This is a genomic window from Nocardiopsis sp. MG754419 (assembly GCF_018207095.1).
GTDB lineage: Bacteria > Actinomycetota > Actinomycetes > Streptosporangiales > Streptosporangiaceae > Nocardiopsis.
Genome location: NZ_QOCZ01000380.1, coordinates 1 through 414, shown reverse-complemented (window position 1 = coordinate 414; position 414 = coordinate 1). Strand labels below are relative to the sequence as shown.

Here is a 414-nt window from a genome sequence, read left to right as displayed (position 1 = left end):
GCCCGCATCCGATCCCGGAGCGGGCCCGCCGCCGTTCGAGGCTCCGACCAGTTTGTTTCGCCCTCTTGTCATTCAGGTGTCAGACGCCTAGCTTTGTCCAATATCCAATAGGATCTTTGATGTCGCTCAGGTTGCGCATCAGAGAACTCCTCCACCCCCTGGACGCAAAAGAGCCTGACATGAAGCCACCATTGCGCATGGCACTGGCAGCGCCGAGCGCCTGCATCCTGTTGGCGGGATGCACCGTGCTGAACACGAGTCCGGAACCCCCGGACGACTGGACCCCCCGGGGTTCGGTCTCCGCGCTCGTGGCCTTCGCCCCCGGCGGCGGCAGCGACCGCTCCGCCCGCGTGGTGGCCGAAGCCCTCAACGACATGGACGCCGGTTTCAACGTCAACGTGGAGAACCGGGAGG

At 65.0% G+C, this 414-nt stretch carries 1 pseudogene; it reads left to right on the top strand.

The window, feature by feature from the left end:
- Window positions 1-179: 179 nt before the first annotated feature.
- Window positions 180-414 (top strand): annotated as a pseudogene (locus DSY14_RS28205) (hypothetical protein); the annotation flags it as partial.